Genomic DNA, 21,090 nt, shown 5'->3' on the forward strand with positions numbered 1-21,090 from the left:
TTACTGAACGGTAATCGGCGAGGACGCCGCGATCACCCGCCCGTCGTCGTCGATGCGCAGGATCGAGAGCGTATAACGGCCCTTGGCAGCCGGCAGCACGATTGCGATCGGCGATCCGTCGCCGCGCTGCACGTTCCACCACACGGCCTGCGTGTCGGCTTGCTCGAGCGAGAGATTTTGCGGCTGGGTGGAACGGCGCTCGAATCCGATGACCTGCGCGTGCTCGCCGGTCGAATCGACCCAGGGATGCCAGGTGCGCCCTTCCGGCGCACTTACTTGCGTCGCCGCCAGTCCCACCGCGAGCAGCGCCGGTACCGACTCGAAGAGTGCACCGCCCGACGGTGCGCCGCGGCTGATCCGCACGATCGTCGTTCCCGCTCCGGGCATCGCACCGTTCAGCGTCACGCTGGCGGATGCGCCGGGAAGAAATTGCGCGTCCGCCATGCCGACGCTCGCGGCGATCGGCCGGCCGGGAGCATCGAGATCGAGCGGTACGCTGCTCCACGCAATCGCGCCGTCGTGCACGAGAACGGCGCCGACGCGCAGATCTCCGGCTGCATCGGTAATGCGCATCGTCGCCGACGCCTCACCGTCGTGCACCGGCGCAACGACCGTTTGTGCTCCCATCGCGCTCTCGATCGTCAGCAGAGCGTCACCTTGCGCGCCGTCGAGATGAGCGGTGACACGTGCGTCCTCTCCGGCGCGGTAGACGCTGCGATCGAGGGTTATGCGGACGTTTGAACTTCCGGTGAGGCTCGTATCTTGCGTTGCCTGCGGCACGATGTCGACCTGGCCGGCGTCCATGGCCGTGCCCCTCTCCCCGTCGATCGTCGCGAAAACGAAATTGGTGCCGAGTGAGGGCGCCGTGAACGTACCGTGCGCGTGCCCGTCGCGATCGAGAGTGAGGACTTGCTCTTGCGTCGAGGGGCCGTGCTGCAATTGCAGCGTCACGCGCGCGCCGGCGAGCGGAGCGCCGCTGACGACGTCGTTGCCGAATACATCGAAGTTCACCGGCGTACCGAGCGTTTGCTGGTCGCGATCGAGTTGCAACCGCACCGTGTCGCGCCCTGTCGGCACGAGGATGCGCGTGACGGCGCTCGCACCGCCCGCGTCGACGCGAACGCCGTAGGTCGAGGCGAGACCATCGGTCGGATGGGGGATCATCACGGTCGCGTGACCCTGCGCATCGGTCGTGACGGTTTGGTTGAGCCATGCCGAGGTACCCCACGGCGTGAACTCCGGTGAGTAATCGACGTACACGTGCGGCGAACGCACGATCGCGACGTGGACGCGAACCCCGCCGCGGGATGACGTGATTGCGACCGGAACGTCGACAGAGGGATCGCACGGGCCGGCGCATCCGCTGCTGACCTCGAGCGAAAGCCCGTCGGCATCGGCATCCACGTGCACCGCCGCACCGCCGACGCCGCCATCGATTTGCGCGAGTACCGCATAGTCACCCGCGCTCGCGGTCGATGGAATCGGAATATCTGCGGTGAAGGCGCCCGCCGCATCGACCGGTGCATCGGCTTGCGCGATCAGCGTGCCGCCCAAGCGCATCGTGATCGTCGCGTTTCCGGAGGCAGGCTTGAGGATCGCGCCCGCTCGCGTGCGCGCAAATCCGGCAACTCGAACCGTTCCGCCGGCATGCACCACCGCCGTGTCGGTGCGCACGCCGACGATCGTGCGCGGCAGCGGTGCTTGCGGAAGAAAACTTGCGAAGGCGAAGCTGTCGCCCCACTGCGCGAGCGCAAAGACGGGCCGCGGCGAACGATTCCAGCGCACGATGCCGGCACCGTCGGTGTAACGCGTCACGAAGTTGTTCTCCACGACGAACGCCACGCGCATGTGAGGCAGCGCGTGCCCCGTTCCAAGATCGGTCGCGTAGAGGAGCAACTCGCCCGGTGTTTCCTTCGTCACCAGGCCGACGCGGGTGCGATTGATCCACACCTGTTCGCCGACGTCGCCGCGCCGCGCTTCGACGACGAAGAATCCTTGGCGCGAACCGAGCCGCACGTCGACCTCGCTCGATTGGAATTGATACCCGCCCGGCGGCGTAAAACTAAAGGCGACGACGGGGCGGCGTCCCCGCGTGTCGATCGCGCGCGGCCGCGCGTTCGATCCGGCCGTCAGCACATCGGCCGGATCGACTTGGTAGACCGCAAACTGCACCGGCGCGCTGGAATACGTGTCGAGCCGTACCGTCGTCGCTTGCCACGGCACGTTCGAGTCGCTCGCAAAGAGAGCAAAGTAGGCGTCGAGTTTATGGAGATCGACGATGGGGCGAGCAGCGGCGGCCGGAGCTGCAAGCAACACAAGCGCCAGCAACACTGCCAGAATCGTTCGGATTGTCGGCACGACGCTTCGGGATTTCGCGGCCGCCCAGGAACGGTCCCCGGGCAGGTCGTGCCGCGGGCTCCGCATAAAGCGGAGGGCGTGAACGAGCCCGACCCCGCTGGGAACTCCCTCTCGACGCGTTGCCGTTATTGCGGGTGTGATGAATCGACCAGAAAGCCGGCGGATCCCGCCGAGCGCCGCCACCTGCAAGTCATCGTCGCGTGCGGTTCTTGCGGGCGCCAATTCACCGTTCTCTCCGCGAACTGATATGCGCGCTGCGATCCTCGCGCTTGCGCTCGGCGCTGCATTTGTGCTTCCCGCCGCCGCGGCGACGACGCACCCGAAATCGACGCCGACCGCGAAAGCCCTCGTCCCGCATGCAACGCTTCCCAACGTTCCGCTGCACGCGGAATTTACGGTCGAAGTCAATGCGAAGGGACAAGTCGTGCGCGTACGAACCGCCAAGGGAACCGGCGGCCGCTATCCGTTTTTCAACGCGCAAGTCTACGGAAACGTGCTCCAGATGTGGATTCGCCATCCCGACGGGAGCGCCGAGGTGGGCATCTATCGCGTGACCTACGATTACGATCCGAAGACGGGGAAAGTGCGGCGCGGCATTGCACTGGTACGAGCCGGCGGCAACTGGGGCAACGATAAAGGCGCCGCCACGATGATGATGGAGACGGCCGACCGCGAAGCCCACGAAGGCATGAAGGACCAGGGGAAGAGTTTGCCGCCGCTCAACGCGATCATTGACTCGACGCCGTCGCCGCACCCATAGAGCGGCGCCGCTTCCCCGCGAGCTCTTTCTCGATCCGGTCATCGATCGGGAGCGCAGTTGTACCAGCAAGGACGCCTACCCCAGCGAGGAGCACGCGCGCGCCGCCATGTTGATGAACGGCGTGTCGCTCTCGGTCTATCGCTGCAGGTACTGCGACATGTGGCATCTCACTAGCCGAACATGAAATTCGTCAGCTTCGTCACGCGCACCGGGACCCTCGCTCCGGGGCTGCTCGAGGGCGAGTCGATCCGCCGGATCGACGCGCCGTCGATGCGCGAGTACATCGCGCTGCCGGCCGAAAAACGCGCCGCCTCGCACACCGAAGACACGGTCGCCATACGCGACGCGCGCCTTGCAGCGCCGGTACAACCGCTTCGCAACATCTTTTGCGTCGGCCGCAACTATCTCGAGCACGCCAAAGAGGGCGCCGCGATCTTCGGCAAAGAGGTCAAGCTTCCGGACGTTCCGACGTTCTTCACCAAAGCAACGCCGACGACGATCGCCGCTCACGAACAGACGCTTGAGCTGGAAGCGAAGATTTCGAGCGAATACGATTTCGAAGCGGAGCTCGCGGTGATCATCGGCGCCGAGTGTAAGGACGTGCATGAATCCGACGCGATGAGCGTGATCTTCGGGTACACGGCGTTCAACGACGTGACCGCGCGCGATCTCCAGCGCGCACATCTGCAATGGTTCAAAGGCAAGAGTCTCGACCATTGCTCGCCGTACGGGCCGTGGATCGTCTCGGCCGACGAAATCGGCGACCCTTCGACGCTCGAAATTCGCTTCCGGCTCAATGGCGTCGAGAAGCAGCACAGCAACACGTCGAAGATGATCTTTTCGATTCCGCGAGTGATTGCGGAACTCTCCAAGGGCATGACGCTTCTGCCGGGCGACATCATCGCGACCGGCACGCCGGAAGGCGTCGGGTTCGCGCGCAAGCCTCCCGAGTTTCTCAAGAACGGCGACGTGATGGAAGTCGAAATCGAAAAGATCGGCATCCTTCGCAACACCGTTAGCATCGCCTAACAACGCGAGCGCAGGGTTGCCTCAATCGGCGCGTGAAGGCTAGCCGCCATGATCGTCGCCGTTCCTCGTGAGGCCGCTTCCAACGAGCGCCGCGTGGCGCTGGTTCCGGAGACGGTGAAAAGACTGATACAGGCGGGCGGTTCGGTGCGCGTCGAGCGCGGTGCCGGAACTGCGGCCGCCTTTCCCGACGAATTCTACATGCAAGCCGGAGCGACGATTTCCGATTCGTCGCCCGCGCTCGTCTCCGACGCCGACGTCGTCGTCACCGTCGGTAAGCCCGCGCCCGCCGTGCTTTCCGCGATGCACCGCGATGCGATTTTAGTCGGGTTCCTGAATCCGCTCGGCGATCCCGCCTACGTGCAAGAGCTCGCCCAGGCCGGAATTACGGCACTCGCGATGGAGATGATCCCGCGAATCACGCGCGCCCAGTCGATGGACGCGCTTTCGTCACAAAGCAACATCGCAGGCTACAAAGCGGTGCTTCTGGCCGCGGCGGAATTACCGAAATTCTTTCCGATGCTCACGACGGCGGCCGGCACGATCCGGCCGGCAAAGGCGCTGATTCTCGGGGCCGGCGTCGCCGGGCTGCAAGCGATCGCGACCGCGCGCCGCCTCGGTGCGGTGGTCAGCGGCTACGACGTGCGCGCGGTCGTCAAAGAGCAAGTGCAGTCGCTCGGCGCAAGCTTCCTCGAGTTCGATCTCGGCGAGAGCGCGGAAGGCGCAGGCGGCTACGCAAAGGAGCTCACGCCCGAGCAGCAAGAGCGCCAGCGCGCGTGGATGGTCGAGCAGATCGGTAAGAACGACGTGGTCATCACGACCGCACTCGTGCCCGGACGCCGCGCACCGGTACTCGTCAGCGAGGCCGCGGTCGCGGCGATGCAGCCGGGCTCGGTCATCGTCGATATCGCCGCCGAGGCCGGCGGCAATTGCGCGCTGACCAAAGCCGGCCAGACCGTCATCTCGTCGAACGGCGTGAGCATCATCGGCGCAGTCAATCTGCCCTCGACGATGCCCTACGACGCTAGTGCGCTCTATTCGCGTAACGTCTACGCGCTGCTCTCGCCTTTCATCAAGAACGGCGCGATCGCACTCGACCCGCAGGACGACGTCATCAAGGGCGCATGTGTTGCGCGCGACGGCCGCGCACTGATCGGAGGACCTACTTCGTGACCGACATCAGTCACCTGATCGAACTCCTGACGATCTTCGTACTCGCGATCTTCGTCGGCTTCGAAGTGATCTCGAAAGTGCCGACCACGCTGCACACGCCGTTGATGTCGGCGACCAACGCAATTCACGGCATCGTGGTCGCGGGCGCAATCGTCGCAACCGTGTCGCTGTTCACTCGCGGCGCCGCCGACCCGGGGATGACCGTCATCGCGATCGCCGCGGTCACCCTCGGCGCGATCAACGTCTTCGGCGGGTTTTCCGTCACCGAGCGCATGTTGGAGATGTTCCGCGGCAAAGGCGGCGGCAAGTGAACCTTACGACCGGCTCAGGCGAGGCGGTTGCCTCGCTTTTCGACCTGCTCGCGATCGCGCTCTTCATCCTCGGCCTGCACTTCTTGAACACACCGCGGACGGCGCGGTTCGGGAACCGGCTCGCGGCGGTCGGTATGCTGATCGCGCTCGTCGTCGTGCTGATACAGACGGGCGGCGTCGCCTGGTGGGCGATCGCGATCGGAATTGTCTTGGGCGGTACGATCGGCGTGGTCGCGGCAATGTGGGTGAAGATGACGGCGATGCCGCAGATGGTCGCGCTCTACAACGGCGCCGGCGGCGGCGCTGCGGCATCGATCGCGGTCGTCGAATATGTCGTCTTCCTGCGCGGCGGCGGCGCGGCACTCGATCCAATCGTCTCCGTTTCGCTCGTGCTCTCGATGATCATCGGATCGATCAGCTTCGCCGGTTCGATCATCGCATTCCTCAAATTGCAGGAGCTGATGACCGGACGTCCGGTCACCTACCCGGGGCACCAGGTGGTCAACGGGGTCGTCGCGTTGGCCATCGCCGTGCTCGGGGTCTGGTTCGTCGTGAGCGGCGGAACGCTGCCGATGTGGGGCTTCTTCCTCTTGCTCGCGGCGGCGCTCGCGCTCGGCGTGCTCTTCGTGATGCCGATCGGCGGAGCCGACATGCCGGTCGTGATCTCGCTGCTCAACTCGTTCACCGGCGTCGCCGTCGCGATCGCCGGATTCGAGATCGACTCGGAATTGTTGATCATCTGCGGCGCGCTCGTCGGTGCAAGCGGTACGATTCTAACCGTCGACATGAGCAAAGCGATGAATCGTTCGCTCACCAACGTGCTCTTCAGCGCGTTTGGTTCGGCCGGCGGCTCGGAGCCCGCGGCCGCCGCCGGCAGCTCGCCGCAGAACGTGCGCAGCGTGAGCGCCGACGACGTCGCCGTCATGCTCGCCTACGCGAACAAGGTGATGTTCGTTCCCGGTTACGGCATGGCGGTCGCGCAAGCGCAGCACAGCGTCAAAGCGCTCGCCGATCAACTCGAAAAGCGCGGCGTCAAGGTGTTCTACGCGATCCATCCGGTCGCGGGTCGCATGCCGGGCCATATGAACGTGCTGCTCGCCGAAGCAAACGTTCCCTACGATCAGCTCCTGGATCTGGACGCCGCGAACGCCGAGTTCCCGACGACCGATGTGGCACTGGTGATCGGAGCGAACGACGTAACCAATCCGGCGGCGCGCAACATTCCGAGTTCGCCCATCTACGGAATGCCGATTCTCGACGTCGACAAGGCGGCGAACGTGATCGTGCTCAAGCGTTCGATGCGTTCGGGCTTCGCCGGCATCGACAACCCGCTCTACGAGATGCCGAATACGGCGATGCTCTTCGGCGACGCGAAGGCATCGGTCGACGCGTTGACCGCGGCGGTCAAGGCTTTGTGATGTCCACGCGCCGCCGTCACATCGACAGCGGAAGCGTATGGGAGGCGCGCGTCGGATATTCGCGCGCGGTACGGTTCGGGGATTTCGTCGCCGTTTCGGGCACGACCAGCGACGGACCCGACGCGTACATTCAAGCCAAGGGTGCCATCGCGCGCATCGAGCGCGCGCTCGAGGAAGCGGGCGCATCGCTCGACGACGTGGTGCGCACGCGTATGTACGTGGTGAACATCGACGACTGGGAACTGGTGGCCAAAGCCCATCACGAGGCATTCGCCGACATCCGGCCGGCCGCAACGATGGTCGAGGTGACGCGGCTCATCGCGCCGCACCTGCTGGTGGAGATCGAGGTCGAGGCGCACATCGGATGATTCCGACCACTCCTCCCGCGATCGTCGACACGTTCATCGGAACGTCGGGAACGCAGATCGGCGGCCCGATCGACACGTTTCCCGGCGCCGACATGCCGTTCGGCATGATCCAATGGAGTCCCGACACGCCCTCGCAAAACGCGGGCGGCGGCTACGAATATACCGACAAGAGGATCACCGGTTTTAGTCTGACGCACCTGAGCGGACCGGGCTGCTCGGTCTTCGGCGACTTCGCGATGCTGCCGACGATCGGAACGATCGGCGTTCCCGCAACCACGAGCCAGCCGTTCTCCCACGCGACCGAGAGCGCGGGACCGGGTTATTACGCCGTCTCCGTGGGTTCACCGGCGATTCGCGTCGCGCTCACAGTCACCGACCGGACGGGCCTGGGTTCGTTCACGTTTCCGCCGACCGCGCAGGCCAACATTGTGGTCAACCCGGCCTCGAACCAAGCCGGCGTCGACGACGCGTCGATCCGCGTCGTCGGTTCGAACGAGATCGAAGGATCCGCAACGAGCGGGTATTTCTGCGGGATGCCCGACCGGTATACGGTCTACTATGTTGCGCGCTTCGACCGGCCGTTCGCGGAATCGGGTGTACTGAACGACGGCCGAGGGCCGCACGCCGCCGCCTGGCTACGCTTCGATACGACGCATAATCCGCTCGTGCGCGCGCAGGTCGCGCTCTCGTTCGTCGACCAGCAGGGCGCTCTCGACAACCTTGCCGCCGAAGCCAAAAGCTGGGACGTCGTGACCGTTCGCAATGCAGCGCTGGCGGCGTGGCAAAACATGCTCTCGCGCATACAGATCACCGGCGGCACCGCCAGCGACCGGCAGCAGTTCTACACCGCGCTGTATCACACGATGCTGCATCCCAACCTGATCAGCGACGCCGACGGCCGCTATCGCGGCTTCGACGGAAACGTGCATCAGGTGCAAAAGGGTCATGCCGAATACGCCAATTACTCCGACTGGGACATCTACCGCACCGAGATGCCGCTGATCGCGCTGCTCGTTCCCGATCGCGCCAGCGACATGCTGCAGTCGTTGGTCGACGCCTACGCCCAGAGCGGCGCTCTTCCGCGCTGGGCGCTGGTCAATTCACCTACCAGCGTCATGGGCGGCGATTCGGTCGATCCCGTAATCGCCGGCGGATACGCGTTCGGCGCGCACGACTTCGACGTACGCACCGCGCTCGCGGCGATGGTCAAAGGTGCGACCGCTACGACCGGGCCGCCCGCCTACGGCTGGTACATCGAACGCCCGGAATCCGCGCTCTATCAGCGGCTCGGTTACATTCCGAATCTCTACACGACCTCGGTCTCGCCGGTGCCCAACGGCGCGTCGGAAACGCTCGAGTACGCGCTCGACGATGCTTCGATCGCTGCGTTCGCGCGCTCGCTGGGCGATATCGCGACCTATCAACGCTTTCTCCCGCGCGCCTCGAATTGGGCGAATCTCTTCGATGTGCAAACCGGCTGGATCGCGCCGCGTGACGGCGAGGGCGCGTTCGAGCAGACACCGATCGGCGAGAACGGACAGAGCGGTTTCCAAGAAGGCAATGCCGCCCAGTACACCTGGATGGTGCCGCAAGACCTCCCCGATCTGATCCGCGGCATGGGCGGCGCGCCGGCGGCGGTCGCCAAACTCGACGCCTTCTTTTCGCAATTGAATGCGGACGAAGATAAACCGTATGCGTGGATGGGCAACGAGCCGAGCCTCGGGTCGCCGTGGACTCTCTTGAGCGCGGGCGAACCGTGGCGCGCACAGTCGATCGTGCGGTCGGTGATGACGACGCTCTATAACGATACGCCGGAAGGCATTCCCGGCAACGACGATCTCGGCACGATGAGCGCGTGGTACGTCTGGTGCGCGCTCGGTCTTTACCCGCAATTTCCGGCGATGCGGCAGCTCGACGTCGGCAGCCCGCTCTTCCCGCACATCGCGATCGAGCCGCCCAGCGGTCCGCACATCACGATCGATGCTCCGGCTGCAGCCGACGACGCGCCTTACGTGAACGCGCTTTCGGTCAACGGGCGCGCAACCCAACACACCTGGATCGCCCTACCGTGGGCCGGCAACCTGCATCTCGCGTTCCGCCTATCCGCAACGCCAAATCGTTCGTGGGGAACGGCGCCCGCCGATGCGCCGCCGCCGTTTGCGCGATCGCCTGTTGCCTTCCCTCCGTCGACACCCGTGCGCATGACGGTATCCGATGCCGCCGTCGCGCTGACGCCTGGCGGCAGCAACGCATCGGTAACCGTGACGTTTGAAAACACCGGTGCGACGCCGGCGTCGGTAACGTGGAGACTAGCAACGCAAGCCGGGCTCTCGGTCACACCGCCGGCGGGAACGCTCACACTGGACGGTCATGCGCGGCACGGCGTTTCGCTCGTCATGGCGGCGGGAGCCGGCGGACTCTATGACGTCGATATCACCGCGGTCGACGATCGCGGTGCGCAGCTGCAACCGGCGAGCGTCGACGTACGAGCGCAGCAGGACGGCGACGTGCTGCCGCTCGCATGGATCGCGAACCGCTTCGACGATACCGTGATGCCGTACGACCCGCGCACCGGCGGTTTAGGCGCACCGATAAGCGTAGGCGACGAACCGCGCGACGGCGTTCTCACGCCCGACGATCGCCGTTACTTTATCGCCGACCGCGCCGCCAAGTCGGTAAGCGTGATCGATACGGTCGCCGGCCGCGTCATCGCGACGGTTGCGGTTGGAAACTCGCCCAACGGGACCGCGATCACGCCGGACGGCACGACGGTCTGGATCGCCAATTACGACGACGGCACGATCCAGCCGATCGACACGCGCACGCTGCGCGCCGGAAAACCGCTCGCGGTCGGCAGCGGACCGCGTTCGATCGCGATCGCGCCGGACGGCTCGCGCCTCTACGTCAGCGACCAAGGCGCGAACGCGATCGTGCCGGTCGACCTGCGCACGATGAGCACACTGACGCCGATTCCGGTAGGGGAGCGGCCGGCCGGAATCGCGCTCTCCCCGAACGGCCGGACGCTCTATGTCGCCGATAACGGCAGCAATGACGTCAGCGTCGTCGATCTGACGAGCGGTCGCGTCATCGCGCAGGTGCCGGTCGGGGTCGAGCCGCAAACCGTCGCGGTCGATCCGAGTGGTACGCTCGCCTATGTGACGAATTATGCGACGACCACGCTCACGCCGATCGATCTCGCGACCAATACGGCGCAGCCGGCCATCACCGTCGGCGGACAGCCCTTCGACGTGCAGTGGCTGCGCGACGGCTCCGCCGCGCTGGTGATCCTGCACCGCGACAACGCACTGGTGCGGGTCGATCGCGACGGCCGTGCGGCGGCGCCGCTTTTTCTCGGCGCCGGCGGCGCCTACACGATCGCCATCCCCCATTAACCGCGATGTCGCTCAAACTCCACCGGTATCTGCGGCGCATCCGTTACGGCGGACCGCTTTCACCCACCCGCACGACGCTCCACAATTTGCACCGAGCGCATCTGCTCGCGATTCCGTTCGAGAATATCGACGTGCAGCTCGGCCTCGTGCCGCCGATCGAGCACGACGCCATTTTCGAAAAGATCGTCCTACGCGAGCGCGGCGGCTGGTGTTTCGAGCACAACCTGCTCTTCGCGTGGGTTTTGCGCCAGATCGGCCTACGCGTCGACGTGATCGGTGCAACCGTCGGCCGCACCAAGCCGGTGGAGGGCACGCCGATCAACCACGTTGCGCTCTTCGTGCATCTCGACGAGCCGTATCTGGCCGACGTGGGTTTCGGTAACGGATTCTTGAATCCGACGCCGCTCCAAGAAGGAACGTTCAACGACGGGCGCTTCGATTTCAAGCTGACCAATCACGGGAAATTCTGGCGCTTCTACAATCATCGCGAAAACGGAGCCACCTATGATTTCAGCGGCGATAACGCCGGCGCCGAGACGATCGAAGCCGCGAACCGAAGCCTGGCAACGACCAGCGAATCGCCCTTCGTCCAGACGCTGGTCTGCGCGCAGCTGCGCGAGGACGGCATGGTGACGTTGACCAATGCCGCGCTGCGCATCTTCTCGCCGAAGCAGATGAACGAAGAGTCCGCGTCGTCGCACGAGTCCTTCACGCGCATTCTACGCGAGTATTTCGCCCTGAAGATCGATCGCAGCGAAGCCCTGTGGACCCGCGTGGCCGACCAGCACAAGCGCTGGCTGCGTAAAAAGATCAGGGGGTTCTGAGCACCACCGGCGTTACGCCAGTCCCTCGACGGCGCTCGGGATGACACGTTGTCGTACCGGCGCAACGATGTCGAGCAGTCCCAAATGCGAACCGTCTTTCGATGAAAACCACACCCAGGGATCGTCGAGATAGTCCGAGTGAATGAGCGGATGGAGCGGCGTCATGTGACGGCTCCCTTCCTCATTACGGCAGACGTCTGCATACGAGCTGATTTCGTTGCAGATCGGATCCTGGAAGTACCAGTAGTTCGCCCAGAAAATCGTCGATGCCGATTCCTGCTCGAGCAATGACTCGTCGGCGCTGAAAATCTTCTCGAACGCCTTGCCGCGCCACTCTTCATAGGATACCGACGGTGTCGTGCCGGCGACGTTGAAGAAGTAGCGGGTCTTCTCGAGCGACGAGCCCAACATGACGAAAGCGCGAACCTTACCGTAGGCGGCTGCGTCGAGCGCACCCTGTTCGCATGCCTGTTTGAGCCGCGTGATCGCATCGGTGGCGATCGTACCGCCGAGGCTGTGCGAGAGCACGATCACGCGGTCGTAGTGGTATCCGCCGTTGCGCGCCGGCGTGACCGCGCGCAGGATCGCCGTCACGGCGGTATCCAAGATCGCGTCGCGCAGCGCGTAGAACTTCGCGTCGTTTTCATCGCGGGTCGTGTAGACTTGCACGTCGCCGAAGAATCCGACGATGAAATCGATCAGCAGCGCATAGCCGATCTGAAACGCGAGAAAGATCCCGACCAGCAAGCCGATCCCGGACCAACCCATCGAGCCTCGCGGGAACTTGGCGACCGCCATGAGATAGATCAGCACGCCGCCGAGGACGACCAGGATGCCGATTGCGAGCGCGCGGTGCCAAATCGCGGCGCGATTGTCCCGCAACGCCCCGCGCTGCATCCAGGTCTTGACGATGGCCGCCAGTGCTTGGCCCACCAGAAACGCACCGACGATGCCCACCAAAAGCCACACGACGATCTTGACGCGCGCTCCGCCCGGAGCCGCTGCGTTCGCGTTGAGAACCGTCAGCGCTTCGCCGACGCTGGAATGCGTCATCAAACCGGTGATCGTCAAAACCTGGATCGCCGAGAGCCACACGGCGGTGATCGAGAGTCCAAAGAGCACGAATGCGAGAACCAGCGCCCCGCCGATAAAGCTGTAGTCGAAGAACTGTTTCCAGAACGGCGCGCGAATGCGCGCCGTGGTGTTGAACGGCGCGAAGACCGATTGCAGAATCCACTGCAGGACCAAGAACCAATTGGTCGCCCCTTTGTCGATCGGGCTCCAATACGCTTCGATGACGTCGTAGAACGTCGCCTTGGGATCGGCGAAGTCGTCGCCCTTTCGCAGGACGCGCGTGGTCGTCGGCAACGGGTCGTCTTGCCCCGGCTCGAGCACGCCGCGCGGGTTGATCACCGCCAGTCCGTAGGCCTCGGCGCCGTCGCGCTCGTTCAGGCGAGCGCAGAGATCAGCGGCGACTTGGTCCTGAAACTCATAACGGGGATGCGAGGCAACGCCGTGCACCGCGACGATCGCAACCCGTTCGGCATTGGCTACGTCTTCCACGCCCATGCATTCCATGTCGGCAGAAACGCGTTGGGAGCAAAGCCGTGCAGCCGGTCGCGATACGCGTAGACGTAGCGCGCGTTGAAGAGATAGAGTAGCGGCACCTGCGCCGCGACGCGCCGCGCGATCTCGCCGTAGAGGCGACGTCGCTGCTGCTGCGAGACGCTCGCCAATGCGACACGTTCGAGCGCATCGACACGCGGGTCGCACCAGCGCATGTAGTTCGAGGGAGCTTTGCACGCAAGGACGTCCGAATCGTCCGGATCGGCACCCATCGTGAACGGCACGTAGGCGAGGTCGAACCGGCCGGCCGCGAGGATTCCGGAGACCGGAAGAAAGAGCTGGGCGTTGCTGATGCTCTCGACCGAGACGTCGATGCCGCGTCGGCGCAGCATGGCCTGAACCGCAGCGGCAACGTGCACCCCCGTGACCGATTCGGGAAACTGCACGTACGTCAGACGCAATGGCACGCCGCCGCGTTCACGCATGCCCCTCGGCCCGCGTTTCCATCCCGCAGCGTCGAGCAGCGCGTCGGCAGCGTGCGGATCGTATGCCGGCTCGTGAATCGCCGGATCGTACGCCCACGAGAACTGCGGCTGCAGCATGTCGGTCACGGGATAGGCGCCCAGCGTGATCTTCGCGCTGATCAGTCCGCGATCGATCGACATCGCGATCGCGCGCCGCACGCGAACGTCGTCGAGGGGAGCGCGTGCGGTATTGAAAACGAGCGCGGCGATCACCGCGGTCGGGGTTGAGTAGAGACGCACGTCCGGATCGCGCGCCGCGATCGAACGCTGCGCCGGCGCGATGAGGTTCCAGTCGAGCGCGCCGGATTGCAGAAGAAGCAGATTGGTCGAAGTATCGGGGACGATGCGTACTTCGAGACGATCGATCGCGGGCTTGCCGCGCCAGTAGAGCGGGTTGGCGCGATAGGTCAGCATGTTGCCGTGCGACCACGAAACGAAATCGAACGGACCGTCGCCGACCGCCGGCACGCGCGCGAGCGGAAGGTGGGCAGGCAGCACGACTTGCGGAATGATGCCGTACGAGAAGTAGGTCAGCACCGCCGGCGCCCACGCGCGGCGCAAATGCAGCACGACCGTGTGCGCATCGGGCGCGCTCGCGCGATCGATCAATTCGTAACCTTCGTGGGTGCGCACCGGATTGCGCGGATCGAGAATTTCGCGGAGCGTGTAGAGCACGTCGGCGCTGGTGAGCGCCGAGCCGTCGCTCCAGCGCACGTTGCGGCGCAGGTGGTACACGATCGTGCGCCCGTCGGCGGAGAGATCGCCGTTCGCGCGGCTCGGAATCCGCGTCAGGAGCACCGGAACCGGGTGGCCGTGCGCATCGAGATCGACGAACGGCTCATAGACCAGGCGCGCGACCTGCGCGTCGGCCAAGGACGCGTCCGGTTGAATGAAGAGCGGGTTCAGGGTCGTCGGGTCTTTGGCAAGGTCGAATCGCACGACGCCGGGCGGCGCCGCCGCGGGCGCGCCGGTTTTGGCGCAGGCAGCGAGCAGGGCAAGCGTCAGGAGCAGGTTGAATGAACGGATCGATGCTGCTATAGTCAAAACGCCGAATATCTTGCGGCAGAAAATGCGACTTTGGCGAATATGATTGTATCCGACGACCTCGATCAACTCGACCTCGCGCTTCTCGAGGCTCTTCAGCGCAACGGACGCTCGACCTTCGCCGAACTGGGGATGCTGGTCGGCTTGAAGCCGCCGGCCGTCCACGATCGCGTCAAGCGGCTCGAAGCGCGCGGGCATATCCGCGGCTACAGCGCGCAACTCGACGGACGCCGCTTGGGTCTGGAGCTCATCGCGTTCGTGAGCTGCTACACCACGCCGGACGCGGCGTACGAACAATTCACCCGGGCGCTCAGCGAGATGCCGGAGGTTTGCGAGGTGCATTCGGTCGCGGGCGAAGAGTCGTTCGTGTGCAAGGTGATGACGCGCTCGACAGCGCACCTCGACGAGCTGCTTTCACGCTTGAAAGCGCTGCCCGGCATGGCGCGCACCAAAACGACGATCGTTCTCTCGACGCCGTTCGAACGCGGCGGAATAGCGGTTGTGTCGTGAACGCCGCTGCCAAGCGCCGCGTCCATCCGCTGGGCGCGCACCGCGTCATCAATCCGCCCGGAGCGATGCCGCAGAACGCGTGGAAGATCGACAACACGCCGGTCGCGTTCGAGAATGAGATCCTGTGCGATGTCGACGTGCTCAACATCGACTCGGCGTCGTTCAAGCAGATCGCCGATTTCTGCGAAGGCAAGAGCGCGCAGATCGCCGATCACGTGCGCGGCATCGTCCGCGAGCGCGGCAAACAGCATAACCCGGTAACCGGAAGCGGGGGCATGTTCATCGGACAGGTGCGCGAGGTCGGAAAAGCGTTGCGCAGCCGCATTCCGCTGCGTCCGGGGGAGCGGATCGCCTCGCTGGTTTCGCTCACGCTCACCCCGCTCTTCATTGAATCGATCGAACGCGTCGAGGTACCGACCGGCCGGATTTGGATTCGCGGCCAAGCCGTGCTCTTCGAATCCGGGCTATGGGCCAAGCTGCCGGAGGACATCGACGAAAACGTGGCGCTGGCCGTACTCGACGTCGCCGGCGCGCCGGCCCAAGTGCGGCGCCTCTGCAAACCAGGAGCAACGGTTGCGGTGCTGGGCGCCGACGGCAAAAGCGGCATGCTCTGCTGCGCGCAAGCGCGGGCCGGTGTCGGTCCGCAGGGTTTGGTGGTCGGCGTCGCACCGTCGGATGCCACCGCCGGCGCGCGCCTCTTGATCGACCATGGTTTCGTCGACGCGTTCGTCGCCGCCGACGCACGCGACACGCTCGACTTCTGCGAACGTTTCACCGCCGTCGTTCCGCAGCTCGCGGATATCACGATCAACTGCGTCAACGTCCCGGGCACCGAACTCAGCTCGATCCTTTGCACGAAGGACGGCGGCACCGTCTACTTCTTCTCGATGTCGACCTCGTTCACGGCCGCCGCGCTCGGCGCCGAGGGCGTGGGTAAGGACGTCACGATGATCGTCGGCAACGGCTACGCGCGCGGCCACGCCGACGTCGCCCTGCAAACGTTGCGCGACAACCCGGCAATCCACACGTACTTCAACGAAAAATTCGGCACCCACGAAGGACCCTGACGCATGACCCCGATCACCCACCTCAAACCTCCGGCTGCGCCGTCGCAATTCGAGTACCGGCAGCTCAAGCAAGGTGAATTCTGGCGCCACGTGCCTGCTTACCGCGAGATCGGTGAAGCCACGTTTCTCGATCACTTGTGGCAACAGAAAAACGCGGTGAAGACGCCGCAAGAGTTGCTCGCGACGATCAAGGATCTGGTCTCGAGCGAGTTCTTCGCCGACGTCGAGGCCGGATTTGCCCGTGCGCCGATGGCGGTACGAGTCTCTCCCTACGCGCTCGCGCTGATCGACTGGAACGACCCGGAGAACGATCCGATTCGCCGGCAATTCGTCCCGCTCGCGTCGGCCCTCTTGCCCGACCATCCGCGCCTCACGCTGGATTCACTGCACGAACAGGCCGATTCGCCGGTGCCGGGCCTCGTGCATCGCTACGTCGACAAAGCGCTCTTTCTTCCGCTGAATACCTGCCCGGTCTACTGCCGCTTCTGCACGCGCAGTTACGCGATCGGTCCCGACACGGAAAACGTCGATAAGGTCGCGCTCGCCAAGACGCCCAAACAATGGGAAGATGCGTTCCAGTACATCAGCGAGCGCCCCGAGCTCGAAGACATCGTGATCTCGGGCGGCGACGCATATCAGCTTCCGCCCAAGAATATCGCGCTGATCGGCAATGCGCTGCTCGACATTCCGCACGTGCGCCGCATGCGCTTCGCCACCAAAGGCCCGGCGATCATGCCGATGAAGCTGATGACCGATATAGCGTGGCTCGACGCGCTCACCGGCGTCGTCGAGCGCGGGCGCGGCATGGGCAAGGACGTCGTACTGCACACGCACTTCAACGCGCCCGAAGAGATCACGTGGATTACCGAGAAAGCGCTGCGCCTGCTCTTCGAACGCGCGATCTTCGTACGCAATCAATCGGTGCTGATCCGCGGCGTCAACGATACGCCCGAGCGGATGGCGCTGCTGGTGAAACGGCTCGAATATGTCAACGTCCATCCGTATTACGTCTATATGCACGACATGGTCAAAGGCGTGGAGGAGCTGCGAACCACCGTGCAGACCTCGATCGACATCGAGAAGTTCGTCCGCGGCGCGACCGCCGGCTACAATACACCGCTCTTCATTTGCGACGCGCCGGGCGGCGGAGGCAAGCGCGACATCCATTCGTTCGACTACTACGATCGCGAGAACGGCATCTGCGTCTACACCGCGCCGGCGGTCAAGAAGAACAAAGCGTTCGTGTACTTCGACCCGATCGACAAACTCTCGCCGCAAGCGCAGGCGCGCTGGGCGGTCAAGGAAATCCAGGACGAAATGATCCGCGAAGCCCTGCGTAGGGCGGGCGACGCCGCCGACGAACTCGTTCTTGCATGACGGAGAAGGCGTTTCGCCTCGACTTCTTCATCGCGCTTGCCGCGCTGCTCGTCAGCGCGCTGACTGCAGCGACGCTGGTGTATCAAACACATGTGATCGGTCAGCAGTACGCGGCTACGATCTGGCCGTACATAAGCTCCGACAGTGGTATGTCGCCGACCGGTCTGAGCCTGCGCGTCGTGAACGACGGCCTCGGCCCCGCGCTCGTGCAATCGGCGCAGCTCATCGTTGACGGCAAGAACGTTCCGGGTTGGGGCGACTTCTTTCACGCGTTGCTGCGGGATCAAAAGACGCGCGCGTACTTTGAGCAGAAAACCGCTGACGTTCTCGCGGGCAAGCCCTTCACCGGATCGATCGCAACGTCTTCCCTCGGGCCCGGCACCACGATACGACCCGGCGATTCGATGACGCTGATCCGGATGGAACTGCCCGGAGCGCCGATCGACACGATGAAACGCCACACCATTGGTCTGAAGCTCTGCTATTGCTCGCTGAACAAGAGCTGCTGGATACTCGATACGACCGTCATCAAAACGCCGCAGGAAACGCGTCCCGTTGCCACCTGCCCGAACCCCACATCGATCGCCGCACAGCCGTTCATGTCCCCTTCTGCGCCCCCGCGTAAAAAATCACTTTGAAGATCGCCTGTGGGACGGTCGTGAGCGTGTTCGGATCGCCGTACGCGAGGTAGAACTCGTAATCACGCAAGCGCAGGTGATAGGCGACTGACACGTTCGCGCACACGCCTTCGCAATCGCCGCCGCCGTTCGGATCGGGAGGCATTCCGGTGATCCGCCGTACGCCGATCGCGAGAGACGAATCGCGGTCGATTTGATAGCTGTAACTCACGTCGTCGAACCACTGGGCGTTATCGGGCGCTTTGCCGTCCATCCACTGCTGGGTGCTGTCGACCGTAAACGTCAGCAACCCGCGTGAGCCGACGCGCATCGTCGTCGTGCGATACCACGTATCGAGCCGTCCGAGACCATAGCGTCCCGTGTAGTATTGGATCTGCGTCGGCGTGGCCGACGACCCGTGCGAGGGGAAGTTGCTCATGTTGTTCTGCGTGCCGCTGTGAAATGTCACACTGAAACCTGCGCTCTGCGAGACCGGCTCGAGCGTGGGGCCGAAGCGCCAATAGTCCGATCCGGTAAAGAGCTGCAGGTCCCACGTGCTCTTGGTCAGCACGTCGAGAAGCAGTTGCGTATCACTCTGCGCTTGTCCGTACGCGACGCCCGCGTAGCTGTCGCGAAAAACGTCGATACCGGCTGAGAGAAGCTTGTCGTTTCCGTCGAAGGTCCACACCCGCGCCGAGTAGACGCCGTAGCCGGCGAGGCCGGGATGCGAGTCGAAGCCGTCAACCGGATTGAACTGGCTCCCGACCTTGCGCATCGACCCAAAGAGCGCGAAGTGCTGGTTGCCCCAGCCGCCGCCGCCGTCGATCCAGTTTCCCTGCGAGGGATCGGTCACGAGCGCGCCCGTCTCTTGCGCATCGTTGAGGTACGCGCTCAGATACTTGCCGTTCCACCAACTCAACCCCCCTTGGCTGGTCGCGTCGGTAAGGCCCGGCAAATCCGTCAGCACGTGTTGGAAGGCGGCGTTCCAGTGCGTGTTGGGCGACATGTAGTTCAGCGCCGCCGCGGCGTCGGTGCGGTCGTCGCCGATCGCGTCGAAGGCTGCCAAGCCGAACTCACCCTGGCGGCCTTCGAACGCATAGCCTTCGCGCGGCGTCGGGATCGCCGGCGTGTAGAGCGTCGTGCGGAAGCCGTTGCACACGTTGCAGTTGAAAGCGTCGTAGTAACTCGCCGCTTGGGTGAAAAACGGCCGCACTTCGCTGTAGGTGCGTTGGAAAACGGTCGGTGAAATCGACTGCTGGTCGAGTTCGACGTTCGAGTAGTCCGGGTGAAAGGTCCCGAAGAAGGACGCCGTCTGCGCTACCGGGATCGAGAAATCCATGCCGACGCGCGAGGTGGCGCCGCCGATCGTGCGGCTTGCTCCTTCGGCCAGCGCGTACGGGGCGACGCGCGGCTTCGGCAGCGGCGCGCGCGCGACCAGCGGGAAATCTGCGGTACCCGCGCGGGCGGCATCGTCCGGATTCGTTTGCGCCGTATCGTACGACCAAACGTCGAGCGCTCCGGTGGTGCGGACGTACCGCACGAATTGGAGCCGCCATTTGCCGGCGTGCGCGCCGTGAATGACCGCGAGGGGGATCACCATCGAGACTGTGTAGCCGTCGGAGGTGAGCTTGCCGTGCGTTTGCCAGTGCGGCGAAAAATTCGCGTTCTCGGTCGAAGCCTCGTTGTGCGCGCCGATCGGATTGGATTCGAACTGATACTGGAACCCGGCCGGGCCGGTCGGCCAGAGATCGACCCACACCGCGTCGTCGCTCCAGGCGAGGCCGCCGTTGAAGTTGCTGCCGCCGCTTACCGTATCGTCGACGTGCTGCGTCGCCACGATCGGAGTGCTTTGCTCCGCGTCGAAGCGCACGTAGAGAAACTTCCCGTCGCTCCACACGTAGACGTCGGTCTCATCTCGAGCAGGCCGCGCTGAGTTCACGTCCCACCTCAAACTGAGGTGCGCCGCGGGCGGCGCCGTCGGCACGGCGAACGTGCTGATCAACGCGAGCACCGGTGCGATCACGGCAAGACGGCTCCGTCGAGTGCGTTATGTGAAGCATCGCGGAGCACCGCCGCGCCGACCGTCATGCACGCTCGCCCCCGATCGGCGGTACGATCGCACAACTGCGCTCCGGTGAATACCGCGCCGCGCACCGATGCTCCGCGCAGATCGATGCACACGATCCCGCGCTGAATCGTCACGCCGTCGAAGTTGTCGGTGTTGTGCGCGCAGACCCAAGCGTTGCGAAAGGAGGCGCCGTCGACGCGCGCGTCGCCCATGTCCGCTCCGACCATGTCGTCGCCGTCGAAGCGCGCGTTCGTCAGATCTGCGCCGCTGAAGTTGGTGCCGACGAAGCCCGCACCGGTCAGATCCATTCCGCGAAGATCGACATTCGGCAAGTTCGCGCCGGTAAAGATCGCACCATCGATCCGCGCGCCGGCCAACCGCACGCTGCGAAGGTTTGCACCTACGAACTTCGCGCCCCGCAGATCGGCGCCGCGCAGATCGACGTCGTTCAGATTCGAGCCGGTCAGGCGCGCGTCTCGCAGATCCGCATCGCTCAGATTGCTGTCGCGCAGGTTCGTCCCCACCCAGTCTACGCCGCGCAAATCCGCGCCGTGTAAATTCATCTGGGATAGGTTGCATCCGGTGCAGCGTGCCGGGAATGACGTTTGCGCTCCGACGATGGCGATCGATGCGCCCATCAGCGCCCCTGCCAGAACCAGGATCCGAAATTGCGAGGTCATGTCGTCG

At 64.5% G+C, this 21,090-nt stretch carries 17 protein-coding genes; 12 read left to right on the top strand and 5 right to left on the bottom strand.

The annotated features are described in order from the left end of the window. Positions 1-2,358 (bottom strand): hypothetical protein, encoded by a 2,358-nt coding sequence (locus VMF11_02700; GenBank protein HTU69205.1) that lies wholly within the window; start codon positions 2,356-2,358, stop codon positions 1-3. A 247-nt stretch (positions 2,359-2,605) separates the two neighbouring features. Between VMF11_02700 and VMF11_02705 the strand changes: the two genes are divergently transcribed. The 8 genes from VMF11_02705 (at position 2,606) to VMF11_02740 (ending at position 11,630) form a co-directional block, all read left to right on the top strand. Further along, positions 2,606-3,118: a hypothetical protein gene (locus VMF11_02705; GenBank protein HTU69206.1), complete on the top strand. Its 513-nt coding sequence runs from the start codon at positions 2,606-2,608 to the stop codon at positions 3,116-3,118. A 180-nt stretch (positions 3,119-3,298) separates the two neighbouring features. Continuing rightward, complete coding sequence (locus tag VMF11_02710) at positions 3,299-4,147, top strand: fumarylacetoacetate hydrolase family protein (GenBank protein HTU69207.1); 849 nt, start codon at positions 3,299-3,301, stop codon at positions 4,145-4,147. A gap of 48 nt (positions 4,148-4,195) precedes the next feature. Further along, positions 4,196-5,317 carry a Re/Si-specific NAD(P)(+) transhydrogenase subunit alpha gene (locus VMF11_02715; GenBank protein ID HTU69208.1) on the top strand — a complete coding sequence of 374 codons (1,122 nt, stop codon included), beginning with the start codon at positions 4,196-4,198 and terminating at the stop codon, positions 5,315-5,317. Next, entirely contained in the window at positions 5,314-5,628 is a 315-nt protein-coding gene (locus VMF11_02720; protein HTU69209.1) for an NAD(P) transhydrogenase subunit alpha, read from the top strand. The genes VMF11_02715 and VMF11_02720 overlap by 4 nt, the downstream gene beginning before the upstream one ends. Continuing rightward, positions 5,625-7,046: an NAD(P)(+) transhydrogenase (Re/Si-specific) subunit beta gene (locus tag VMF11_02725; protein ID HTU69210.1), complete on the top strand. Its 1,422-nt coding sequence runs from the start codon at positions 5,625-5,627 to the stop codon at positions 7,044-7,046. Before VMF11_02720 ends, VMF11_02725 begins: the two co-directional genes overlap by 4 nt. Continuing rightward, positions 7,046-7,414: a RidA family protein gene (locus tag VMF11_02730; GenBank protein HTU69211.1), complete on the top strand. Its 369-nt coding sequence runs from the start codon at positions 7,046-7,048 to the stop codon at positions 7,412-7,414. Before VMF11_02725 ends, VMF11_02730 begins: the two co-directional genes overlap by 1 nt. Further along, positions 7,411-10,806: a GH92 family glycosyl hydrolase gene (locus VMF11_02735; protein HTU69212.1), complete on the top strand. Its 3,396-nt coding sequence runs from the start codon at positions 7,411-7,413 to the stop codon at positions 10,804-10,806. Before VMF11_02730 ends, VMF11_02735 begins: the two co-directional genes overlap by 4 nt. Before the next feature lie 5 nt (positions 10,807-10,811). Further along, positions 10,812-11,630, top strand: coding sequence for an arylamine N-acetyltransferase (locus VMF11_02740; protein ID HTU69213.1), 819 nt, complete (start codon positions 10,812-10,814; stop codon positions 11,628-11,630). 12 nt (positions 11,631-11,642) lie between these two features. Here the strand turns inward: VMF11_02740 and VMF11_02745 are convergent, their stop codons facing one another. Continuing rightward, positions 11,643-13,193: a hypothetical protein gene (locus tag VMF11_02745; GenBank protein HTU69214.1), complete on the bottom strand. Its 1,551-nt coding sequence runs from the start codon at positions 13,191-13,193 to the stop codon at positions 11,643-11,645. Continuing rightward, on the bottom strand, positions 13,181-14,764 hold the full coding sequence (locus tag VMF11_02750; GenBank protein HTU69215.1) for a peptide ABC transporter substrate-binding protein: 1,584 nt from the start codon (positions 14,762-14,764) through the stop codon (positions 13,181-13,183). The genes VMF11_02745 and VMF11_02750 overlap by 13 nt, the downstream gene beginning before the upstream one ends. A 42-nt stretch (positions 14,765-14,806) precedes the next feature. Here VMF11_02750 and VMF11_02755 point away from each other — a divergent pair, with 42 nt between their 5' ends. The 4 genes from VMF11_02755 to VMF11_02770 are packed head-to-tail and all read left to right on the top strand — an operon-like array spanning position 14,807 to position 18,356. Continuing rightward, complete coding sequence (locus VMF11_02755; GenBank protein HTU69216.1) at positions 14,807-15,274, top strand: Lrp/AsnC family transcriptional regulator; 468 nt, start codon at positions 14,807-14,809, stop codon at positions 15,272-15,274. Beyond that, positions 15,271-16,341, top strand: a complete 1,071-nt coding sequence (locus VMF11_02760; GenBank protein ID HTU69217.1) for an L-erythro-3,5-diaminohexanoate dehydrogenase — start codon at positions 15,271-15,273, stop codon at positions 16,339-16,341. Before VMF11_02755 ends, VMF11_02760 begins: the two co-directional genes overlap by 4 nt. A 3-nt stretch (positions 16,342-16,344) precedes the next feature. Beyond that, positions 16,345-17,718 (top strand): KamA family radical SAM protein, encoded by a 1,374-nt coding sequence (locus VMF11_02765; GenBank protein ID HTU69218.1) that lies wholly within the window; start codon positions 16,345-16,347, stop codon positions 17,716-17,718. Beyond that, the gene (locus VMF11_02770; protein HTU69219.1) at positions 17,715-18,356 is read left to right on the top strand and encodes a hypothetical protein; all 642 of its coding nucleotides are present in this window, start codon (positions 17,715-17,717) and stop codon (positions 18,354-18,356) included. Before VMF11_02765 ends, VMF11_02770 begins: the two co-directional genes overlap by 4 nt. Here the strand turns inward: VMF11_02770 and VMF11_02775 are convergent. Continuing rightward, entirely contained in the window at positions 18,316-20,358 is a 2,043-nt protein-coding gene (locus tag VMF11_02775; GenBank protein ID HTU69220.1) for a hypothetical protein, read from the bottom strand. The genes VMF11_02770 and VMF11_02775 overlap by 41 nt on opposite strands. Then, positions 20,355-21,083, bottom strand: a complete 729-nt coding sequence (locus tag VMF11_02780; GenBank protein ID HTU69221.1) for a pentapeptide repeat-containing protein — start codon at positions 21,081-21,083, stop codon at positions 20,355-20,357. Before VMF11_02780 ends, VMF11_02775 begins: the two co-directional genes overlap by 4 nt. Between the last annotated feature and the right edge of the window lie 7 nt (positions 21,084-21,090).

The organism is Candidatus Baltobacteraceae bacterium, from assembly GCA_035502855.1.
In the GTDB taxonomy this organism is placed as follows: domain Bacteria; phylum Vulcanimicrobiota; class Vulcanimicrobiia; order Vulcanimicrobiales; family Vulcanimicrobiaceae; genus Aquilonibacter.

Coding starts and splice junctions, on each gene's coding strand:
- VMF11_02705 (HTU69206.1), top strand. CDS start 2,606: ATGCGCGCTGCGATCCTCGCGCTTGCGCTCGGCGCTGCATTTGTGCTT.
- VMF11_02710 (HTU69207.1), top strand. CDS start 3,299: ATGAAATTCGTCAGCTTCGTCACGCGCACCGGGACCCTCGCTCCGGGG.
- VMF11_02715 (HTU69208.1), top strand. CDS start 4,196: ATGATCGTCGCCGTTCCTCGTGAGGCCGCTTCCAACGAGCGCCGCGTG.
- VMF11_02730 (HTU69211.1), top strand. CDS start 7,046: ATGTCCACGCGCCGCCGTCACATCGACAGCGGAAGCGTATGGGAGGCG.
- VMF11_02735 (HTU69212.1), top strand. CDS start 7,411: ATGATTCCGACCACTCCTCCCGCGATCGTCGACACGTTCATCGGAACG.
- VMF11_02740 (HTU69213.1), top strand. CDS start 10,812: ATGTCGCTCAAACTCCACCGGTATCTGCGGCGCATCCGTTACGGCGGA.
- VMF11_02755 (HTU69216.1), top strand. CDS start 14,807: ATGATTGTATCCGACGACCTCGATCAACTCGACCTCGCGCTTCTCGAG.
- VMF11_02765 (HTU69218.1), top strand. CDS start 16,345: ATGACCCCGATCACCCACCTCAAACCTCCGGCTGCGCCGTCGCAATTC.
- VMF11_02770 (HTU69219.1), top strand. CDS start 17,715: ATGACGGAGAAGGCGTTTCGCCTCGACTTCTTCATCGCGCTTGCCGCG.
- VMF11_02780 (HTU69221.1), bottom strand. CDS start 21,083: ATGACCTCGCAATTTCGGATCCTGGTTCTGGCAGGGGCGCTGATGGGC.